Source organism: Shimia sp. R10_1 (genome assembly GCF_017744095.1).
Taxonomy (GTDB): domain Bacteria; phylum Pseudomonadota; class Alphaproteobacteria; order Rhodobacterales; family Rhodobacteraceae; genus Shimia.
The window spans coordinates 318,331-335,262 of sequence record NZ_JAGHQX010000005.1; the positions used below are offsets into that span (position 1 = coordinate 318,331).

Consider the following 16,932-nt stretch of genomic DNA (forward strand, 5'->3'; position numbering starts at 1 on the left):
CATGACAGCGCAGGCGGCCATAGAACAGGCGCGCGCGATCTATCCGCGCGTCAGCCTCTATGCCTTGATCCTGGCTGCTGCGGGCATCCCACTCTATATCCACCTGCCGCGCTATGCCTCGGTTGAGCTGGGCATCGGGCTGGGGGCTTTGGGGGGGCTGCTTCTGGCGATCCGCTTGGTTGATCTTGTGCAGGATCCCCTCATCGGCTGGGCCATTGACCGTTTTCCGAGGTTCCAGATGGGCTTCGCGCTCTTGGCGGTGGGCGGTCTGGCGATTGGATTTCCGCTGCTCTTTACCCGATCCGAGGCGCTGACGACAGGCGGCATGGGCGCGCTGGCGGCGGTTTTGGTGCTGCTCTTTTCCGCCTATAGCCTGGGCATGATCCTGCTCTATGGGCGCAGCGCCACCCTGGCGATCACCCCAACCGCACCAGAACTCATGCGTCTTGCGGCATGGCGGGAGGCGGGCATGCTCGCTGGCGTGATCATGGCAGCCCTTTTGCCCACCTTCCTTGTTGCACTGGGCGCATCAGGTGCGGGCTATGGCGCGTTTGGCCTGACGTTGGGGGGCATGGCCATTGTGGTGGGTTGGCTGTCCCGCCCCATCTGGCAACGCCCGGTGATCCTTGGCAATCGGTTTTCGTTTCATGATCTTAAACAGGCCGGGGCCAGCCGCCTCATTCTGCTTGCGCTGGTGAACAGTCTGCCAGTGGCCATCACCTCCACCCTGTTTCTGTTTTTTGTCGAAGACCGCCTGCAACTCCCAAATGCTGCCGGGCCGCTGCTTGTGCTGTTTTTTCTCAGCGCCGGACTCAGCGTGCCCCTTTGGGCGCGTGTGGCGGGCAAGCTTGGCGGGCGCACAACCCTGATTATTGCCATGCCACTCGCCATTGGCGGCTTTGTTGGCGCTGCGTTCCTCTCTGCCGGGAATGCGCTGGGCTTTGCCATCATCTGCGTGGCCTCCGGCGCGGCTTTGGGCGCGGATATGGTGATCCTTCCGGCGCTCTTCTCCGTATCTCTCACAAAGGCACGTCTGAGCGCGTCTTTGGCTTTTGGCATCTGGTCGTTTGCGGGAAAGCTCGCGCTGGCTCTGGCAGCGTTTCTGGTTTTGCCCGCGTTGCAGGCAGCCGGGTTCGTGCCCGGCGTGGCCAATACGCCCCAAGCCCTGAGCGCGCTCAACATCGCGTATGCGGTTGTGCCCTGTGTGTTGAAACTTGTTGCGCTGGCGCTTGTGCTGGCCTTGCCTGCCGAGGAGGCAGACCTATGAAACTACTGACTGTGCTTGTTGTTCTGGCGCTAGGGATTGTCTATCTGAAAGCCCGTCTCTTCAGCTTCCGCGCTCAGGACTCCTCTGATTACGCGGCCCTTGGCCCCGATATTTCGCTCAAAGAGCACCTGAACGGACCGATCCTGTCTGAGGGCGTCATCTATGGTCCTAATGGCCGTGTGGCCAACAGCTTCGTGGCGCGCATGGAAGGCCGTTGGGAAGGCGACACCGGCACGCTGACAGAGGCGTTCACCTACTCCAACGGCAAACAGCAGAACCGGCAATGGAACCTGACCATGGTGGATGACACCACCTTCACCGCCACCGCTGATGACATCATTGGTGTCGCCAAAGGCAAGGTCTCCGGCGCCACCATCCGCATGGATTACACCATCGTTCTGACCGAGGAAGCGGGCGGCCACAGCCTGAATGTGACCGACTGGCTCTATCTGACCGAAAGCGGCGTGATCATGAACCGCTCCGAGATGCGCAAGTTCGGCATCAAGGTCGCCGAACTGATCGCCACCATGCGCCCGCAAGCGGATGAGGAAGCGCGCCGGGAGGCGGCGGAGTAGTGAGGTACAAGAACGGCTGTTTGGACAAGACAGTCGTTTGATTTCTGCCCCGAAAGATAGCTGCTAGCGCAGAACAAGGCGCGTGTCTGCGGCGCAAAGCATTGATAGTTGTGCTAAATTTTATCTTCAAAAATACATGTAGAAAGAACCTTTTAACCGCTGCTGCCTTATTGCTCTTACGCCACAAGCCGTTGAACAGGGAGGCTTTAGCGTGAGAGTATCGCAGCTATTGAAGTCGAAAGACACGAACAAGGTCGAAGGGATTCGACCCCAATCGACGCTGCGGCAAGCCGCGAATTTACTGATAGATCTCAAACTTGGCGCATTGGTCGTGACCGATGAAGCCAACACAATGGTTGGGATTGTCTCTGAAAGAGATCTTTTGCCGGTCGTGGCAAGTTGTGACCCCCACGCCGCAGACGCTTTGGTCTCAGACGTCATGACCCGCTCTGTAATTTCTTGCGGCCCGGACGACGAAGTAAGCTACCTGTTGCATCTCATGAATGAAAACGCGATCCGGCACATCCCTGTGATCGAGAATGAGAAGCTGGTCGGCATTTTAAGTATCAGAGAGCTGACCAAAGCCTATGAGCTGCTTCAGATCGAGGCGAATACGGATCCGTTGACACAGGTCTCAAACCGACGCCCGTTTCTGAAAACCCTGGAAAATCAATTTAACAGAGCCCGGCGAGACGGGCTGCCGATGTCGGTTGCAATGCTCGATGTCGATCATTTCAAGAGGATAAATGACACATACGGTCACGATGCAGGGGATAAGACGCTGCAACAGCTTTCACGGATGCTGATCCGCGAATTTCGCTCAATTGACCTTGTTGGCAGGCTCGGTGGCGAAGAATTTGCCCTCGTCTTTCCTGACACAAACTTGGTTGGCGCATATGCTGCCTGTGAACGGCTGCGTTCGACGATCCAAGCCAGTGAAATTGACGCAGACGCAAACAAAATCCGTTTAACGGTGAGTATCGGGCTGACTGAGGTGTGCAAGCAAGCCAGCGTTGGCGCGGCCTTGCTCAAGCGCGCAGATGAGTTGCTATATGTGGCCAAAAACTCTGGCCGGAACCAGGTGATGGTGGAAGGTGGGGTGAGGATACCTTCCAAGGTGAGCAACGTGCTGACAGCGGTAAAATAGGCTATCGGGCCTGGCAATTATCGATGATGCGAAGGCAGGGCTCACAGCTGACCTGCCAACACCAATCGCCTCTCACTTCGCCCCAATCTTCGGCTCTTCGCCTTTTTGCAGCCGTTCGATGTTCTCACGGTGGCGCCACAGCACAATGGTCGCGAGCAACAGCGCCAGATACACCGCGCTGCCATAGCCCAGCACAAACATCCAAACCCCACTTGCACAGGCTGCCACAAGGGCTGAGAGCGAAGAAATCCGGCTGATTGCTGCCGTCACAAGCCATGTCAGGCAGCAGGCAATGCCGACCGGCCAGGCCAGCGCGAGGATCAGGCCCAGAAAGGTCGCCACCCCTTTGCCGCCTTTGAATTTCAGCCACACCGGATAGCAATGGCCGAGGAAGGCCATCAAACCGGCGATCTGCGCAGCGTCCTCCGCCGCCATGGCGCGCGCGATCAGCACCGCCACTGCGCCTTTGCCCCCATCCAGCAGCAGGGTCAGTGCGGCCGCCTTTTTACTGCCCGTGCGCAGCACATTGGTCGCGCCGATGTTGCCAGATCCGATATCGCGCAGATTGCCTAGCCCCATCACGCGGGCCAGCACCATGCCAAAGGGGATCGAGCCCAAAAGATAGCCAATCACGGCCCATAGAAGCAGGGCGGCGGGCGCGGTTTCCAGTACGGGCATCAGTCTCTCCGGTATACGGCCTCACCGGCCACGTAAGTTGCGTGTACCTTACCCTGCATCCGCGCCCCATCAAAAGGGGTGTTCTTGGATTTCGAGCGCAGCTTGAACCGGTCGAGCACAAAAGGCGCATCCGGGTCAAACAACACCAGATCGGCGGGCGCACCCTCCGCGATCCGCCCGCTTTCCAGCCCCAGACGCTGCGCCGGGTTCAGCGCCAGCGCACGGAACAGCTCGGGCAGGGTCAGATCGCCGTTGTGATACAGCCGCATCGCCGCCGGCAGCAGGGTCTCCAACGCCACCGCGCCAGAGGCCGCTTCTTCAAATGGCAAGCGTTTGCTTTCTTCATCCTGTGGCGTGTGCATAGAGCTGATCACATCAATCAACCCGGATTTCACCGCCGCAATCAGCGCCAGACGGTCCTCTTCCGCGCGCAGCGGCGGCTTGATTTTGAAAAACGTCCGGTAATCTGCCACATCCAGCTCATTCAACGTCAGATGGTGGATCGAGGTGCCCGCTGTCACATCCAGCCCGTTGTTTTTGGCGCGTTCCAACGCGGGCAGGGCGCGCGCCGTGGTGATCTGATCCGCGTGATAGCGCACGCCGGTCATCTCGACCATTGCTATGTCACGATCGAGCCCCATACGCTCCGCCATGGGCGAGACCGACGGCAAGCCGCGAAGCGCCGCAAACTTGCTCGCCGTCGCTGCCGCACCTTTGGACAGCACAGGCTCCTGCGGATGGGCCATCACCAGCGCCCCGCAAGAGCGCGCATAGGTCAGCGCCCGTGACAAGACTTTGGTGTCGCGCACCACGTGGTCACAATCGGTGAAGGCCACCGCGCCCGCATCCATCAGAAAACCGATCTCGGTCATCTCGCGGCCTTCGCGCCCTTTGGTCAGTGCAGCCATGGGCAGCACGTTCACCGGGGCCGCCTCATTGGCGCGCCGTTCCACAAACTCCAGCACCTCTGGCGTGTCAATCGCAGGGAGCGTGTCAGGGCGCGTCACCATCGTGGTCACACCACCCGCTGCCGCCGCGAGGCCTGCGGATTTGTAGCTTTCCTTGTGGCGCTCGCCCGGCTCACAGACCTTCACGCCAATGTCGACAATCCCCGGCGCAAGGCACAGCCCACCGCAATCGATGGTCTCTTCCGCTGCTGGCGGCGCATCGGTGCCAAACCCTGCGATCTTGCCATCCGTGACCAGCAGCCAGCCGGAGGCATCCGTGCCCTCTGCCGGGTTGATCAGGCGGGCATTGGTGAAAAGCGTGGTCATCTCTGCTCTCCTTAAAGGGCGCCGCTCTGGCGCTTCAGGGCGGTCATCGTGGCTTCAGGGTCGCTCTGATACTTGATCAGATGTTTGTCCCCGCTTTGGGTCACAACCTGCACGAAACTGCCCATTTTGTTGATTTTTTCGATGTTTTGCAGCGCAATGATGCGCCCTCCCGGTCCCAGCAGGCGCTGATTGGTCAAATCCCAGCGCATCGCCAGCTCATCAGACATCAGATAGGCCCCGCGCACCACGATCGCCCCCAGTCCTCCGACCGCGCCGGTCCAGACATACGGATTGCCCAAAAGCCACAGCACCGCCATGCCGCCGATCATGGCAGCGGCGGCCAGCCAGGTGTTCGTGCGGATATAAGTGGCGCGATCCGCGGCAAAGCTCTGTTGCACGCGTTCGTTTTCCAGCAAATCTGCGGCGGGGGTCAGATGGGGTGTCATCCGATCATCCATAATATCAAAAGGCCAAGGAATGCCGCGCAGAGTGGCAGAGCCACAAGCGCAACAAGCAGGGTGAGGTAAGGGCTGCGTGGGGCAGGGGCGGGGGTCGGATCGTCTTCCGGCGGAAGTGGCGCGCCTTTCGCAGAGGCGTCCGGCAACAGGGAAAACTGCACGGGCGCGGTTTCTTCTTTGTAGGTGCCGATCCAGCGCAGCGGGGATTTCGGCGTTAGTGTCTGCGCCACACCTTCAAAAGCCGATGACAGCACCACCAACATCCAGCCTTTCTGGCTGGCTAGTCGCGCGGCGTCTTCTTTCACGTCCGCCGCCGCGATGCCCAGACCCTCGACCATATAGCCGGTCAGCCCCAGATCCTCGAGGTCGCGCAAATCAAACAGCTCGACAAATTCAGCGTCCAGTGTCGTGGCCCCCAGCGCCTTTGCCACCGGCCAGTCCGCGCTGTCCTCGGAGTCGTCAGGCATATCACGAAACTGCGCAATCTGCTCCGGGGGCAGGTCCACGGCAAACAGCCGTACCAGCCCGTGCTCGGTGGCAGACACCCGCATCGCGCTTAGCCCCCGATCCAGATCATCAGGCCAACAAAGGCAAACATCACAATGAGCGCCACCGTGGCGACCCTGCCAGACATGCGGGGATCTTTGGGATCTTCCATGCCCTTAAACCTCCGCCACCGCAGGCTGGTTGGCCCGCAGATTGCGCGCCAGAAGATCCATCGCCGCCATGCGCACCGCCACGCCCATCTCAACTTGTTCCTGGATAACGGAGCGGTTGATGTCATCTGCGATCTCGCCGTCAATCTCCACGCCCCGGTTCATCGGGCCGGGGTGCATGACAATCGCATCATCTTTGGCGTGGGCCAGCTTGGCTGCGTCCAGCCCATAGCGGTGGTAGTACTCGCGCTCGGAAGGGATAAAGCCGCCATCCATGCGCTCTTTCTGAAGGCGCAGCATCATGACCACATCCACGTCTTTCAGACCTTCTTCCATGTCCTCATAGATCTCTGCGCCAAATTCGGCAAAGTTGCCGGGCACAAGTGTGGGCGGCCCGATCAGGCGCACGCGGTTTTCCATCTTGCCCAGCAGGATCAAGTTGGAGCGCGCCACGCGTGAATGGGCCACATCCCCACAGATCGCGATGTTGAGGCGATGCAGGCGGCCCTTGGCGCGGCGGATGGTCAGCGCATCCAGCAAGGCCTGCGTGGGGTGCTCATGTTTGCCATCGCCCGCGTTCAGCACCGCACAGTTCACTTTCTGCGCCAAAAGATCCACCGCGCCAGAATGCGGATGGCGCACCACCAGCAGATCGGGGTGCATGGCGTTCAGCGTCATGGCGGTATCAATCAGGGTCTCGCCCTTTTTGATCGAACTGGCCTGCATCGCCATGTTCATCACATCCGCGCCCAGTCGTTTGCCAGCCAGCTCAAAGCTCGCCTGCGTGCGGGTGGAGTTTTCAAAGAACATATTGACCTGCGTCAGGCCCTTCAGCGCATCAGAATGTTTGTGCGCGCGACGGTTCAGATCGACATATTGATCGGCCAGATCCAGCACGGTGGTGATTTCCTCGGGCCGCAAAGGCTCGATCCCCAGAAGGTGCTTGTGGTCAAAGCGCATAGCCTGCTCCTTATGCCGATATTGGCCCGCTTATAGGTAGCGCAGCGGGGCGGGGCAAGCGTGTGGTGTGATGTGCCCTTTTGTCTGGCAGGGCATAAGGATAGTCTGTGGCCATGGAATCGACCTATGACCTCTCCGCACTGGATTATCACACGGCGCGCGCCCTGCTGGAATGGCAGGTCGAGCTGGGTGCGACAGAGGCTCTGCTGGATGCGCCTTTTAATCGTTATGAGGCCCCAAAAGAGGCTCCAAAAGCCAAGAAATCTGCCGCACAGCCTGCCCAGCCAATGCCGGTGCAGCCTGTCCCTGAGGTTGATACGGCTGCCGAGGCAGAAGCGGTTGCGCAACGGGCCCAATCACTGGATGAGCTCGAAGCTGCGCTTGCAGCCTTTGAGCATTGCGATCTCAAACGCGGCGCGCGCAATCTGGTCTTTGCTGATGGCAACCCTGCCGCGCGGGTGATGATCATCGGCGAAGCGCCGGGGCGCGATGAAGACCGCGAAGGCAAACCCTTTGTGGGCCGCGCAGGGCAGCTGCTGGATCGGATGCTTGCCGCGATTGATCTGGATCGCGCGGCGCCAGTATCTGAGGATGCGGTCTATATCACCAATGTTCTGCCATGGCGTCCGCCACAGAACCGGGATCCCAAACCGGAAGAGATTGCCATGCTGCGCCCGTTTCTGGCGCGCCATGTTGAACTTGCCGCGCCGGATGTCATCATTCTGATGGGCAATATCGCCTGTGACGCGGTGCTCGGGCGTCGCGGTATCACCCGGCTGCGTGGCAACTGGCAGGAGGCCTTTGGCAAACCTGTGTTGCCGATGTTGCACCCCGCCGACCTGTTGCGCAAGCCAGCGGCCAAGCGCGAAGCTTGGGCCGATCTTTTAAGCCTGAAAGCCAAATTGGGGACACTGTCATGAAAATTCTGGCCTTTTCCGATCTGCACCGCGCTCGCGTGCATGCCGCCCGCCTTGTGGAGGCCAGCAAAGAGGCCGATCTGGTGATCGCAGCAGGTGACTTCACCAACCATCGTCAGGATCTGGCAGGTGCATTGGCGCTGATCTCAGACATATCGACGCCCATGGTCATGGTGCCCGGCAACAACGAAAGCGAAGCCGAGCTGCGCGCCGCCGCACCGAACAATGCGGTTGTGCTGCATGGCGAGGCCCATGAATTTGAGGGCCTCAAGCTCTTTGGTTTGGGCTACGCTGTGCCTGTCACCCCTTTCAAAGACTGGTCTTGTGATCTGGACGAAGCGGAGGCCGCAGCCATGCTCGCCAACTGTGACGCCGCCGATATTCTGATCAGCCACTCACCCCCGAAAGGTGTGGTAGATGTGGCCTCAAACGGTCTGTCGCTTGGCTCCACTGCCGTGCTGGACACCATCAAACGCATCGCGCCGCCGCTTGTGGTCTGTGGCCATATTCATGACTGCTGGGGGCAAAGCGCCATGGTGGGTGACAGCCGTGTGATGAACCTCGGCCCCACCGGCACATGGCTGGATGTCACCCCGCAAAACTAGGAGCAGCTCATGGGCCGTATTGACGAAAGCAAAGAGTTCATCCCTGTCCGCATCGCCGTGCTCACGGTCAGTGACACCCGCGCACTGGCAGAAGACCGCTCCGGCGATGTGCTGGTGGGGCGGCTAGAGGCGGCAGGACATGTGCTCGCAGATCGCAAGATCATCCGTGATGAGCGCGCAGAGATTGCTGATCAGCTGCGTACATGGTGCGCGGATGCTGCGATTGATGTGGTGATTTCCACCGGCGGCACCGGCCTCACCGGACGCGATGTCACGGTTGAGGCGCACCGCGATGTCTATGAAAAAGAGATCGACGCCTTCGGCACGGTGTTCACCATGGTTTCGATGCAGAAAATCGGCACCAGCGCGGTGCAAAGCCGCGCCACCGGAGGCGTTGCGCTGGGCACTTACCTCTTTGCGCTGCCCGGCAGCCCCGGCGCCTGCAAGGATGCTTGGGACGAGATCCTCGCCTTTCAGCTCGACTATCGTCACCGCCCCTGCAATTTCGTAGAAATCATGCCGCGGCTGGATGAACACCAGCGTCGCAAGTGATGCGCCCGGGCCCTGACTTGCTGCGGGTATCATTTTCGAAATTAAAGTGACGGAAACTGCGGGCGCCTCCGTAATATGAAGGCGTCTGCTTGGAATCCTGCCCAAACAGGCGCATCATGGGACCTAAGCCACGCACGGAGGCGGAGCATATGAAATTCTTGCGGCAGAGCCTGACGGGCCTCTTTTTGTTGTCCCTGACAGCAGCGCTCATGCTCTATGCCGGGTATTTGATCCATGGTGCAGTGCAAGACCGTTTGGCGCAGGATATCAAAGGCCCGCCTGCCAACGAACGTGTGTTTACGGTCAATGTGCAACGCGCAGAACCCGGGGTCGAAAACCCAGAGCTTGTCGCCTTTGGCGAAGTGCAAAGCCGCCGTTCGCTCGAAGTGCGCGCCGCCGCAGCCGGCACCGTGGTGCAGCTTTCAGAAAATTTTGAGGATGGGGCGCGTGTCACCAGCGGCGAAGTGCTTGTGCAAGTGGACCCCACCAAGGCGCGCTATGCGCTGGACCGGGGCCGCAACGATCTCCTTGATGCGCAGGCCGAGCAACGGGATGCGGACCGCACACTGGCGCTCGCACGGGATGAATTGAACGCCGCACAGGCGCAGCTCGCCTTGCGCCAGACCGCCTTTGCGCGACAGGTCGATCTTCAGGAACGCGGTGTCGGCACCGCCGCCTCTGTCGAAACCGCCGAGCTGGCACAGGCCGGAGCCCAACAAGCTGTGCTTTCCAACCGCCGCGCTGTTGCGCAGGCAGAGGCCCGTGTCGATCAGGCCAAAACCCGTCTTGAGCGCACCTCTATCCTGCTCGCAGAGGCGCAGAAAGATCTCGATGACACGCGCATCACCGCCGATTTCAGCGGCACCCTGTCAGAGGTGACCATCGTGCAGGGCGGGCTCGTATCGCTGAACGAACGCCTTGCGACCTTGATTGACGCTGACGCATTGGAAGTCGCCTTTCGTGTGTCCACCACCCAGTATGCGCGGCTCTTGGATCCCGAGGATCAGCTGGTTCAGGCAGAGGTGCGCGTGTCGCTTGATGCACTCAACACCGATTTGTCGGCCACTGGCGTGATCACGCGGGATGCGGCCGCTGTTGGCGAAGGTCAGACCGGGCGCGTGCTTTTTGCCCGCCTTGACAGCGCGCGTGGGCTTAAACCGGGTGATTTTGTGACTGTCCGTGTCACAGAACCTGCGCTTGAAAATGTCGTGCGCCTGCCTGCCACCGCCCTCAGCGCCACAGGCGAAGTGCTGATCGTCGGAGAGGGCAACCGTCTGCAGGCGCGCAAAGTGACCCTGATCCGCCGCCAACAGGACGACGTTCTGGTGCGTGCGCCAGAGATCACTGGCGAGCTTGTTGTCACCCGCCGCACGCCCCTTCTGGGGGAGGGCATCTCCGTCAAACCTCTGACAGGCGATCGTTCCGCAATCGAAGCCCCTGAAATGGTGGCCCTGTCCGATGAGGAGCGCCAACGCTTCGTTGCGGCCATCGAAGGCAACCGCCGCATGCCCAGCGAGGCGAAAGAGCGCATGCTGCGCGCGCTCGCGGAGCCAGAGGTGCCCGCGCGTATGGTGGAGCGTTTGCGCAGCCGGATGGGGGGATAAGTCATGCGTGACATCGGCGCCCGCGCTGGCGGTATCCTCAGCTATTTCACCCGCCATCGCACCGCAGCCAACCTGCTTTTGGTGCTTTTGATCATCGCAGGCATCGCCGCCATGCCACGCATGCGGGCGCAATTCTTCCCCGATGTGATTGTCGACAACGTGCGGGTGCTGGTCAGCTGGGAGGGGGCAGGCGCCGAAGATGTGGATGCGGCGATCGTTCAGGTGTTGGAGCCAGCCCTCTTGTCTGTGGAAGGTGTCACCAACACAGAATCCCGCTCCACCGAAGGCAATGCGCGCATCACGCTGGAGTTCGAGCCCGGCTGGGATATGGGTCGAGCCACCGATGATGTGCAGGTCGCCGTTGATGCAGTGACCACATTGCCGCAGGAAGCGGACGAGCCCGAAGTGCGGCGCGGCGTCTGGCGCGACCGTGTCACGGATGTGGTGCTCACAGGGCCTGTGGGGACAGATCAATTGGCCCGCTATGCGGATGAGTTTGTGGCGCGCCTTTATGCCGAGGGGGTGACCCGCACCACAATTCGCGGCGTAGCCGAGCGCCAAACCATCGTGGAAGTCTCCTCTGTTGATCTGATCACTCACGATATCGCGATTGCCCAGATTGCGGACGCCATCGCACAAGAGGTCAATGCCGATCCCGCAGGGGACGTCACAGGAGCCTTTGCCCGTGTGCGCACCGGTGTAGAGAAGCGTGCCCCGGATGAAATCGCAGGCATTGTTTTGCGCTCCAACCCCGATGGGACAAAACTCACCGTCGACGATGTGGCCACCCTCCGCTTGGAGGGGGTCGACCGTGATCGCGCCTATTTCGTGGGCGACAACCCGGCAATGTCGATCCGCGTGGATCGCACCAACGCAGGCGACGCCATTGCCATCCAGCAAAAGGTGGAAGCGGTCGCCGCGGAGATGCAGGCCACCTTGCCCCAAGGGGTGACCCTTGATCTCATTCGCACCCGCTCAGAGGCGATCACAAGCCGTCTGAATCTTCTGTTGGACAATGGCATTGCGGGCCTGTCTTTGGTGCTGATCCTGCTGTTTCTGTTTCTGAACACGCGCACAGCCTTTTGGGTGGCTGCAGGCATTCCCACCGCCATGTTCGCGGCGGTCGCTCTGATGTATGTGGGTGGGCTGACCATCAATATGATTTCCCTGTTCGGCCTCATCATCACACTTGGGATCGTGGTCGATGATGCCATTGTGGTGGGCGAACACGCAGACGCCCGCGCCCGCCGCCTCAACGAACCCGCTCCCGTTGCCGCAGAAAATGCAGCCCGTCGTATGGCGATGCCGGTGTTTTCCTCCACGCTCACCACAGTGATCGCCTTTTTTGGCCTGACCTTTGTGGGGGGGCGGTTCGGCGATCTGATCTCAGATATCCCCTTCACCGTGATTGCGGTTTTGATCGCCTCTTTGGTGGAGTGTTTTCTGATCCTGCCGCATCACATGGCGCACGCCATCAAACATTCCGCCAAAGAGCATTGGTATGATGTGCCAAGCCGGGTGGTGAACCAGGGCTTCCGTTGGGTGCGTGAAACGCTCTTTCGTCCGTTCATGCGTTTGGTGATCTGGGCGCGCTATCCGGTTTTGGCAATCGCATTTGTGGCGCTGGCCACACAGGCGGCCCTTTTCATCAATGGCGATGTGAAATGGCGGTTCTTTAACGCACCGGAGCGGGGCTCTGTGACTGGCAATTTTGCAATGCTGCCAAGCGCAACCCGCGATGACAGCTTGGCGATGATGAAAGAAATGCAGCGCGCTGTCGAAGAGCTTGGTAAAGACTACGAAGAGCGCCATGGCACCAACCCCCTGGCCTTTGTCATGGCGGAAGTTGGTGGCAACAGCGGGCGGGCCATTCCCGGAACGGAGAGTCTGGATCGGGATCTTCTGGGCAGTGTAAGTATCGAGCTGATTGATGCAGATCTGCGCCCCTATTCCAGCTTTGCGTTTGTGGGTGAATTGCAGGACCGTGTGGCGCGTCACCCCCTGCTGGATCAAATCAGCTTCCGTGGCTGGCGCTCAGGTCCCGGTGGGGATGCGCTTGATGTGGAGTTTTATGGCGCGGACAGCCCGACCCTCAAATCCGCAAGCGAAGCGCTCAAAACCGCCCTTGAAGACTTCCCAGAGGTGTCTGCGGTTGAGGACAATCTCAGCTATGACAAAGAAGAGCTGATCCTTGATTTGACCCCGCAGGGCCGGGCGCTGGGCTTTTCCATCGATGCGCTGGGGCGCGAGCTGCGTCACCGTCTCAATGGGCTTGAGGCGGCCACCTACCCAGATGGCCCGCGCAGTGCCGCGATCCGAGTTGAACTGCCGGACGGGGAACTGACTGCGGATTTTCTTGAGGGCAGTCTGATGCGCACTCCGGATGGCGCCTATGTCCCACTTGCAGATGTTGTGACCGTAGAAAGTCGTACAGGCTTTAGCACCGTACGCCGTGAAAACGGGTTGCGTCTGATCAATGTCACCGGCGATATCTCCGAGGATGATCCCGCCCGCGCAGAAGCGGTGCTGGAACGTTTGCGCAGCGAGATTCTACCCGCCATTGCCAGTGAAAAACAGGTCGACTGGCGCCTTGCTGGTCTCGCTGAGCAGGAAGATGAGTTTCTCAACGATGCGCGCACCGGCATGATCTTGTGCCTGACAGGGATCTATCTGGTGCTGGCTTGGGTGTTTTCCAGCTGGACCCGACCAATGGTGGTCATGGCGATCATTCCTTTTGGGCTTGTGGGCACCATTTATGGGCATCACTTCCACAATGTGCCGCTCAGCATGTTCACCGTTGTGGGGCTTTTGGGCATGACCGGGATCATCATCAATGACAGCATTGTGCTTGTCACCACGATAGACGATCACGCCAAAGACCGCGGCATGATCCCTGCCATCATCGACGGAACCGCAGATCGCTTGCGTCCCGTCTTCCTGACCACGGCCACCACGGTTTTGGGGCTTGCACCGCTGTTGTTTGAACGCAGTCAGCAGGCGCAGTTTCTCAAACCCACGGTGATCACACTGGTCTATGGTCTGGGCTTTGGCATGGTGCTGGTGCTGATTGTGGTGCCTGCATTGATGGCCATCCAGAATGATTTTTCCAGTCAGGTGCGGGCCTTGGGCCGCGCGCGCCGGGTGCGTTCGCTGCAGGGTCTGTTGGCGCTTGTGGCTGGGGCGGTGGCTGTCTGGTTTGCCTTCACGATTGGATGGGCCGTGGTTCAGGGGGAGCTGCACCCAGCGCTTGCGGCGCTGTCGGCTCAGGCGCAGGCGCCGCTCACAGTCGCCGACAGCCCGACGACAGAGGCGGCATCCGCCCCAGCCAGAGCCTTGCCAGTTTTTGCCCTGGGCGCAGGTCTGATCTGCCTGATCAGTTATTTTGTGGCAGCGGCGTGGATGATGATCAAAGCAGGCAAAACGTCTACATCATCTGCGGGCTAATCCAACGGGCCATCGGTCTCAGCCGGTGCAGCCATGAATATCGACCGCTTCACCAGTGCTCAGCACGGTGAAACGCAGATCCGCGCGATTGATCAGAAACGACGCATCCGACACATGCATCATTTCGGTCTCGGCAACCAAAGTGTCCCCGGATCGTTTGGTCGTACCTTCCGCCACCCAGATCTCTGGATTGGCGGTTTCAATCACCGCCACTTCGTCAGCCCCCGCCCGCGGCATCTTGATCTTGGCCTGCAGTTTGATCCCATCCGCACTCGGCGTCAGGGTGCAAGTGACCTGATGCACGCCAGCCTCTTCTGCAGACAGCGGCTGATCCACAATGGAGGCCACAATCCGCGCATCTCGCGCACCGGGTGCTGCCAGCTCGCCGTCAATCTTGAGCCGCTGCGGCACGCAGATCTCGCGACACACACCAATGTCGAGCACCGCTTTCAGACGCACAGGTTTGCCAGCCTGTTTCGGGGCAATCTTCACAGGCAAAACAAGATCTTCGGAATAGCCGATGGAGCGCATGCCATTTTCATAAAACACGTCGGGCGTCGGCCAACTGATCGCCAGATCTCCCACATTGCGCGACCCGCGCCAGGAAATCTGAGGCGGTATGCCGGCGTCGCCGGGCGCGCGCCAATAGGTCTTCCATCCCGGGTTGAGCGTGATCCGCACGCCCGCCATATGCGTGCCGTCTGCATTGCGCCAACCGGGCAAAACCTCCGCCTGCACCACTTGGTCAAAGGACTGAGCGGAGGCCATGGCGGGCAATACGAGGGCGCAGAGCGGGGCGAGGCGGCGGACGATTGTCTTGAACATGTGTATCAGATGGGCCAGAATCGGGCGAATTCCAACTCACATTTGGGCGAGATTGCTGTGTGTGATTGAAACAGAACGCTTACCTCTTGAGTCTATGATGATTGGCGCACATGGTGGTTGAACAGACAGCGCGTCTGACAAAGGAGGCGTTTTGAGCAGCGAAGACAAAAGCCGCAAAGAGACAAAAGATGAGCTCGATTTCACCGGGCAGGTCTTGATTGCCATGCCCGGCATGGAAGACGCACGGTTTGCCAATTCGGTTGTGCTGATGTGTGAGCATTCCGAAAAGGGCGCAATGGGGTTGATCATCAACAAATCCATCGACGGTCTGAAACTGACCGATCTGTTTGAACAGCTCTCTATTTCCACTCATCAGAAAGAGGCGCCCGCCGCGCTCCATTTTGGCGGGCCTGTGGAAACCGGGCGCGGGTTCGTACTGCATTCCCCTGAGTATCAATCCGGCCTCAGCCATATGAAAGTGGGCGCCGATTTTGCCCTGACCACCACACAGGACGTGCTGGAGGATATGGCAGAGGGTCGTGGCCCGCAAAAAGCACTGACCATGCTGGGCTACAGCGGTTGGGGGCCAGGGCAGCTGGAGCGCGAGATTGGTGAGAATGGCTGGCTTGTGGCCGAGGCCGCACCCGATCTTGTGTTTGACGCGCCTGATGGCGAAAAATGGGGCAACGCGCTTAAAAGCCTCGGGGTGGATGCGCTGACGCTCTCAGCCAGTGCCGGGCGCGCTTAGAAGCGGGTCAAAAGCCTGCCTCAACCAGCCTCATGGCGCATAAACCGCCGTTTCAAACGCTTCATAGGTCCGCAAATAGCGCGCCTCCACAAAGGGCAGGGATTGTGTGAAGACAAGGCCAGCCACATCTGACGCTGGATCAACCCAGTAATGGGTGTTGCACACCCCGGCCCAGCTTTGTGACCCGGCTTTGCGTCGCCCTGGAACATCGGCCTCAAAGCGCACAGCCGCAAAGCTGTGCGTGGTGCCCTCTGGCAATTCCACATCTGCTGTCACCGGTGGCGCCACAGTCACCATTTTCTGAAAGGTCTTGCCCTCCATCTGGTCCTCCAGCATTTCGGCAAAGGCTTTTTCAGAGAGAATGCGGTGCCCGTCCAGTGTGCCCTTGTTTAAAAACATGCGGAGAAATTTCATGTAGTCCGCTGCGATGGAATAGAGGCAATGCCCCATACCATAGACTTCCGGCTTTGGCGGCGGAGCCAATTCAAAGGGCACAAAATTGCCGTTCTCATCACGTGCCCGCACCTCTGACAGCCGGTCCGCAAAGGCATCCTGTTCAAAGGCAGTGTCTGTCATGCCCAGCGGGGCAAAGATTTCCTCGTGGCAGAACTGGTCAATCCGCCGCCCGTCAAGGGCCTCAACAACTTGCCCCAACCAGTCGATGCCGGGGCCATAACCCCAGCGCGCGCCGGGATCATACATCAGCGGATAACTGAGCGCGGCTTTGGTGCCGCTCAAAATGCTCGGATGCCCGGTCGCTTCGAGGTATCTGCCCACATCTGGATTCCAGAACTCATACTCCAGACCGCTGCGATGGGTGGCCAGATGGCGGATGGTGGCCGTAGTTTTGGGCGCACGCATCACGGGCGTGTCTCCATCCCAGCGCTCTAGCACCTGCAGCCTGTCCCATTCGGGCAGAATGTCGGCAACTGGTGTGTCCATCGACAATTTGTCCCGGTCAATCAGGATCATCGCTGCCACCGACCCGATGGCCTTGGTGGCGGAAAATATCCGAAACACCGTATCCTCCGCGGCGGGGCGGCCTGCGGCAGCCTCTCCCGAACTGCCGCTATAGGTGACCCCATCAGCGTTGGCACTCATGGCCACCACAAAGGGCACATCCTGTGCGGCGACGGCATCTTTGAGGATGCGATCAAAATTCTCAGACGACATTGTATTCCTCCCAGATCTTGATTGGGAGGGAGGCTAGCGCAGCGGCCTT

The 16,932-nt window shown here is 59.9% G+C and carries 16 protein-coding genes; 9 read left to right on the forward strand and 7 right to left on the reverse strand.

What is annotated here, in order from left to right; genetic code table 11:
- Window position 1 precedes the first annotated feature (1 nt).
- The 3 genes from J7413_RS11980 to J7413_RS11990 all read left to right on the forward strand — a co-directional run bounded on the left by J7413_RS11980 (window position 2) and on the right by J7413_RS11990 (window position 2,989).
- A complete protein-coding gene (locus J7413_RS11980) occupies window positions 2-1,267 on the forward strand; it encodes an MFS transporter (protein ID WP_209098422.1) in 1,266 nt (421 codons plus the stop codon).
- Window positions 1,264-1,842 carry a DUF3833 domain-containing protein gene (locus J7413_RS11985; protein WP_209098424.1) on the forward strand — a complete coding sequence of 193 codons (579 nt, stop codon included), beginning with the start codon at window positions 1,264-1,266 and terminating at the stop codon, window positions 1,840-1,842. The genes J7413_RS11980 and J7413_RS11985 overlap by 4 nt, the downstream gene beginning before the upstream one ends.
- Window positions 1,843-2,053: 211 nt before the next feature.
- Window positions 2,054-2,989, forward strand: a complete 936-nt coding sequence (locus J7413_RS11990) for a diguanylate cyclase (protein WP_209098426.1) — start codon at window positions 2,054-2,056, stop codon at window positions 2,987-2,989.
- A 72-nt stretch (window positions 2,990-3,061) separates the two neighbouring features.
- Here J7413_RS11990 and plsY read toward each other — a convergent pair whose 3' ends face one another.
- From plsY to J7413_RS12015, 5 genes are all read right to left on the reverse strand, one after another.
- Window positions 3,062-3,667, reverse strand: a complete 606-nt coding sequence (plsY, locus tag J7413_RS11995) for a glycerol-3-phosphate 1-O-acyltransferase PlsY (RefSeq protein WP_209098428.1) — start codon at window positions 3,665-3,667, stop codon at window positions 3,062-3,064.
- Complete coding sequence (gene pyrC, locus J7413_RS12000) at window positions 3,667-4,941, reverse strand: dihydroorotase (protein WP_209098430.1); 1,275 nt, start codon at window positions 4,939-4,941, stop codon at window positions 3,667-3,669. The genes plsY and pyrC overlap by 1 nt, the downstream gene beginning before the upstream one ends.
- Window positions 4,942-4,952: 11 nt before the next feature.
- Entirely contained in the window at window positions 4,953-5,387 is a 435-nt protein-coding gene (locus tag J7413_RS12005; protein ID WP_209098432.1) for a hypothetical protein, read from the reverse strand.
- The gene (locus tag J7413_RS12010) at window positions 5,384-5,950 is read right to left on the reverse strand and encodes a hypothetical protein (protein WP_209098435.1); all 567 of its coding nucleotides are present in this window, start codon (window positions 5,948-5,950) and stop codon (window positions 5,384-5,386) included. Before J7413_RS12010 ends, J7413_RS12005 begins: the two co-directional genes overlap by 4 nt.
- A 111-nt stretch (window positions 5,951-6,061) precedes the next feature.
- On the reverse strand, window positions 6,062-7,015 hold the full coding sequence (locus J7413_RS12015) for an aspartate carbamoyltransferase catalytic subunit (RefSeq protein WP_209098437.1): 954 nt from the start codon (window positions 7,013-7,015) through the stop codon (window positions 6,062-6,064).
- Between the two features lie 113 nt (window positions 7,016-7,128).
- On the opposite strand from J7413_RS12015, the gene J7413_RS12020 reads away from it, so the two are divergent.
- From J7413_RS12020 to J7413_RS12040, 5 genes are all read left to right on the forward strand, one after another.
- Window positions 7,129-7,935: a uracil-DNA glycosylase gene (locus J7413_RS12020; protein ID WP_209098439.1), complete on the forward strand. Its 807-nt coding sequence runs from the start codon at window positions 7,129-7,131 to the stop codon at window positions 7,933-7,935.
- Window positions 7,932-8,537, forward strand: a complete 606-nt coding sequence (locus J7413_RS12025; RefSeq protein WP_209098441.1) for a metallophosphoesterase family protein — start codon at window positions 7,932-7,934, stop codon at window positions 8,535-8,537. The genes J7413_RS12020 and J7413_RS12025 overlap by 4 nt, the downstream gene beginning before the upstream one ends.
- Window positions 8,538-8,546: 9 nt before the next feature.
- Window positions 8,547-9,089, forward strand: a complete 543-nt coding sequence (gene moaB / locus J7413_RS12030) for a molybdenum cofactor biosynthesis protein B (RefSeq protein ID WP_209098443.1) — start codon at window positions 8,547-8,549, stop codon at window positions 9,087-9,089.
- Between the two features lie 149 nt (window positions 9,090-9,238).
- Window positions 9,239-10,693 (forward strand): efflux RND transporter periplasmic adaptor subunit, encoded by a 1,455-nt coding sequence (locus J7413_RS12035; RefSeq protein WP_209098445.1) that lies wholly within the window; start codon window positions 9,239-9,241, stop codon window positions 10,691-10,693.
- Window positions 10,694-10,696: 3 nt separating this feature from the next.
- On the forward strand, window positions 10,697-14,137 hold the full coding sequence (locus tag J7413_RS12040) for an efflux RND transporter permease subunit (RefSeq protein ID WP_209098447.1): 3,441 nt from the start codon (window positions 10,697-10,699) through the stop codon (window positions 14,135-14,137).
- Window positions 14,138-14,155: 18 nt separating this feature from the next.
- Here the strand turns inward: J7413_RS12040 and J7413_RS12045 are convergent, their stop codons facing one another.
- Complete coding sequence (locus J7413_RS12045) at window positions 14,156-14,962, reverse strand: protein-disulfide reductase DsbD domain-containing protein (protein ID WP_209098449.1); 807 nt, start codon at window positions 14,960-14,962, stop codon at window positions 14,156-14,158.
- Window positions 14,963-15,185: 223 nt separating this feature from the next.
- Here J7413_RS12045 and J7413_RS12050 point away from each other — a divergent pair, with 223 nt between their 5' ends.
- Window positions 15,186-15,710: a YqgE/AlgH family protein gene (locus J7413_RS12050; RefSeq protein ID WP_209098523.1), complete on the forward strand. Its 525-nt coding sequence runs from the start codon at window positions 15,186-15,188 to the stop codon at window positions 15,708-15,710.
- Window positions 15,711-15,740: 30 nt separating this feature from the next.
- Here J7413_RS12050 and J7413_RS12055 read toward each other — a convergent pair whose 3' ends face one another.
- Entirely contained in the window at window positions 15,741-16,883 is a 1,143-nt protein-coding gene (locus J7413_RS12055) for a serine hydrolase domain-containing protein (RefSeq protein ID WP_209098451.1), read from the reverse strand.
- Window positions 16,884-16,932 lie beyond the last annotated feature (49 nt).

What these genes read in the sequence shown, in the direction of transcription:
- J7413_RS11980 (WP_209098422.1), top strand. Translation starts at nt 2, where the DNA reads ATGACAGCGCAGGCGGCCATAGAACAGGCGCGCGCGATCTATCCGCGC.
- J7413_RS11985 (WP_209098424.1), top strand. Translation starts at nt 1,264, where the DNA reads ATGAAACTACTGACTGTGCTTGTTGTTCTGGCGCTAGGGATTGTCTAT.
- plsY (WP_209098428.1), bottom strand. Translation starts at nt 3,667, where the DNA reads ATGCCCGTACTGGAAACCGCGCCCGCCGCCCTGCTTCTATGGGCCGTG.
- pyrC (WP_209098430.1), bottom strand. Translation starts at nt 4,941, where the DNA reads ATGACCACGCTTTTCACCAATGCCCGCCTGATCAACCCGGCAGAGGGC.
- J7413_RS12005 (WP_209098432.1), bottom strand. Translation starts at nt 5,387, where the DNA reads ATGACACCCCATCTGACCCCCGCCGCAGATTTGCTGGAAAACGAACGC.
- J7413_RS12010 (WP_209098435.1), bottom strand. Translation starts at nt 5,950, where the DNA reads ATGCGGGTGTCTGCCACCGAGCACGGGCTGGTACGGCTGTTTGCCGTG.
- J7413_RS12015 (WP_209098437.1), bottom strand. Translation starts at nt 7,015, where the DNA reads ATGCGCTTTGACCACAAGCACCTTCTGGGGATCGAGCCTTTGCGGCCC.
- J7413_RS12020 (WP_209098439.1), top strand. Translation starts at nt 7,129, where the DNA reads ATGGAATCGACCTATGACCTCTCCGCACTGGATTATCACACGGCGCGC.
- J7413_RS12025 (WP_209098441.1), top strand. Translation starts at nt 7,932, where the DNA reads ATGAAAATTCTGGCCTTTTCCGATCTGCACCGCGCTCGCGTGCATGCC.
- moaB (WP_209098443.1), top strand. Translation starts at nt 8,547, where the DNA reads ATGGGCCGTATTGACGAAAGCAAAGAGTTCATCCCTGTCCGCATCGCC.
- J7413_RS12035 (WP_209098445.1), top strand. Translation starts at nt 9,239, where the DNA reads ATGAAATTCTTGCGGCAGAGCCTGACGGGCCTCTTTTTGTTGTCCCTG.
- J7413_RS12040 (WP_209098447.1), top strand. Translation starts at nt 10,697, where the DNA reads ATGCGTGACATCGGCGCCCGCGCTGGCGGTATCCTCAGCTATTTCACC.
- J7413_RS12045 (WP_209098449.1), bottom strand. Translation starts at nt 14,962, where the DNA reads ATGTTCAAGACAATCGTCCGCCGCCTCGCCCCGCTCTGCGCCCTCGTA.
- J7413_RS12050 (WP_209098523.1), top strand. Translation starts at nt 15,186, where the DNA reads ATGCCCGGCATGGAAGACGCACGGTTTGCCAATTCGGTTGTGCTGATG.
- J7413_RS12055 (WP_209098451.1), bottom strand. Translation starts at nt 16,883, where the DNA reads ATGTCGTCTGAGAATTTTGATCGCATCCTCAAAGATGCCGTCGCCGCA.